This is a genomic window from Thermogutta sp. (assembly GCF_014359955.1).
Lineage (GTDB): Bacteria > Planctomycetota > Planctomycetia > Pirellulales > Thermoguttaceae > Thermogutta.
In genome coordinates, this window is record NZ_JACIYL010000660.1 from 1 (window position 1) to 2,524 (window position 2,524).

3 protein-coding genes are annotated in these 2,524 nt (G+C 59.9%); all 3 read left to right on the forward strand.

All coding sequences use genetic code 11. The features are described from left to right. Positions 1-462: DnaJ C-terminal domain-containing protein (locus tag H5U08_RS15555; RefSeq protein ID WP_297035084.1), on the forward strand; the 462-nt coding region annotated here is incomplete at its 5' end. A 64-nt stretch (positions 463-526) separates the two neighbouring features. Continuing rightward, entirely contained in the window at positions 527-1,492 is a 966-nt protein-coding gene (gene yidD, locus H5U08_RS19915; protein ID WP_366494706.1) for a membrane protein insertion efficiency factor YidD, read from the forward strand. A 180-nt stretch (positions 1,493-1,672) separates the two neighbouring features. After that, a partial coding sequence (locus H5U08_RS15570; RefSeq protein WP_297035088.1) for a hypothetical protein occupies positions 1,673-2,524 on the forward strand: 852 nt, incomplete at its 3' end.

The following is a 2,524-nucleotide window of genomic DNA, read 5'->3' on the forward strand; positions in this document are numbered from 1 at the left end:
GATGGCCGCAGCGAAACCATCACCGTGAAAATCCCCGCGGGGATCGAAGATGGGAAACGGATTCGTCTCAGAGGGCAGGGCGGTCCGGCGCCTTATGGCGGTGAGCCCGGCGACCTGTACCTCACCGTCCACGTCGCCCCGCATCCCCATTTTGAGCGAAAAGGAAAAGACCTTTACGTCAAACTGCCGGTGACCATTCCCGAGGCCCTCTTCGGCGCGAAAGTGGATGTGCCCACGCCTCACGGCACGATTTCCCTGCGTGTTCCGCCGGGTACGGCCAGCGGGAAAAAGCTGCGGGTGCCGGGCTACGGCGTTCGACCAGCCGGTGAGCCGCCAGGCGATCTCTATGCCGAAGTTCTCATTGTGCCGCCTCCCCATATTCCCGAGAACCTGAAAGAAAGCCTCCAGCGACTCCAGGACGCGTACACCTCGAACGTGCGCGCAGGCGTGACGTGGCGGTGATTCGTCATGGCGATGGCGTGAAGAGGCGAATCTTGCCGCGCTGTACGGGGCGGCGGGCACCAGAATGGTGGGCTGTCGGCCCGGCGACGAGTCCTGGCAAACAAGCGAGGGAGCAACCGTGGATCAGAGTTTCGGTCGGGAATACCGCATCCGCAAGCAGCGGGATTTTGATCGAGTCTTTGCCCGCCGGTGCTCTGTGTCTGATGACCACCTTGTTATTTACGGATGCGAAAACGATCTGCCTCACCCCCGGCTGGCGATCTCGGCGTCCCGTAAACTCGGCAAGCCAGTTTTTCGCAATCGCTGGAAGCGGCTTGTTCGGGAGGTTTTTCGGCAACGAAAGGCCGACATCCCTCCCGGTATCGACTACGTCGTCATTCCCAGGAAAGGAATCGAGCCCGACTTTCACGAGCTGTGGCGTCGCCTGCCCTCCCTCATGAAACAACTTGCCCGGCGGTTAAGCCGCACCGGTCGGCCCAAGGGCGAAATGACGCCCCAAGATTCTGAAACGCGTGGAGCAAAGCAGGCGTCCTCAAGGAAGTTTCATCAGGATAAGTCGGTGCCACCTCCGCCGAGCAAACCGTCGAACGAGACGGGCGAAGGTTCGCATTCCGGTGACCACAGTCCCCAGATCGCCTGCGATTCCGGCCGTACCTGTCCTGCGCAAGAGAATCAAACGAGCACGCTTGTTTTTAAGGGTCAGGCTGGAAATCCAGCGGCGGGCAGCCTGTTTTCTTCGAACGGTCGAGGCTCGCCGTGGAGGCAGGTCATCTTCGCTGCCGCCCGGGCGATCAGAGCGGTTTATCTCTGCGTCAATTGGGTACTGGCCGGTGTTCTGATCGCGCTCGTCTCACTTTATCGATGGACGATCAGTCCGCTGCTTGGCCGATGTTGCCGCTTTGAGCCGAGCTGTTCGCTCTATTTCATTCAGGCCGTGCAAAAGTACGGGGCGTTTATCGGGACGTGGAAAGGAATCTGTCGGATCCTGCGCTGTCATCCCTGGCATCCCGGGGGGTACGATCCGCCCTAGTCGGCCCGGAAGTCCCAAATCCCCAAATCCTGGCACCGAAGAATTCCCATAGCGTCAACGGTGGCGATTTGCTATTCTCGACACCCGAGCATCTCACAAAGACAGAATCCGCGCCGGTTTGTAAATTGGGATATTTGCACAATAAGTATAATTTGTCTCTGGGTTGAGGAATTTGCCATCGTGCCACCGCTGACTGTCATTCACGCAAGCGGTTTTGCTGTGGGCGAGGCCGTCGCAGGGGTCGCAGAGCTCCCGCCGCGACTGGTGGAGCGACTGATTGAGGCCCCCCGAAAAACTCTGCTCCGTGTGGCGGAGACGGCCAGCCGCGAGGGAGTTCATGCGGTCATTTTCGCCGGCGACGTTTTCAATCCGGCCAGCGCGGCCCCTGGGGATTGGTTCGCCCTCTTCCAGCTTTGCGAGCGACTCGCTGCGCACGACGTTCCCCTGATTTGGCTATGGGGCCAGCTCGAGCGTTGTGGCCCGTGGCCAGAGGAATTTCCGTTTCCACCCAGTGTCCACCTCTTCCAGGGTAATGAGGCTTGTGTGGACACAGTCACTACTGCCGCAGGACCCCTTCAGGTCGTGATCCCACCCCGGGCAACTCCGGGAAAAATACTTTCCGATAACCTTGCGACTGCAAGAGGTTTCACCGTTGGACTGGCTTACGGACACGACATGAGCGACGGCCAGAACCAGCCCGTTTGCGATATTGAAACAGACTACTGGGCCTTGGGAGGGCACCGTATCCGCACGGAGTTCGATTGGGCAGGAATCAAGGCGCACGACCCAGGCCCGGCCTTTGTCCATACCTCAGAGATAGAAAGCATCCCCACCATAACGATTGTGGAACTGTATGGACCGGGAAAGGTTTTCCTGCGATCCGTTTCGCTGGCGGCCTTGCGGTGGCACACGCTCACTCTTTACGTGGCAGCGGAAAGCACGGAACCCCAGCTCGTGTCCCAGATTATTCAGGAGGCCGAAGCCCGCCGGGCAGCGGGGGACGCCGATTGGCTCGTGCGAATCCGCCTGGAG

Coding starts and splice junctions, on each gene's coding strand:
- yidD (WP_366494706.1), top strand. CDS start 527: ATGGTGGGCTGTCGGCCCGGCGACGAGTCCTGGCAAACAAGCGAGGGA.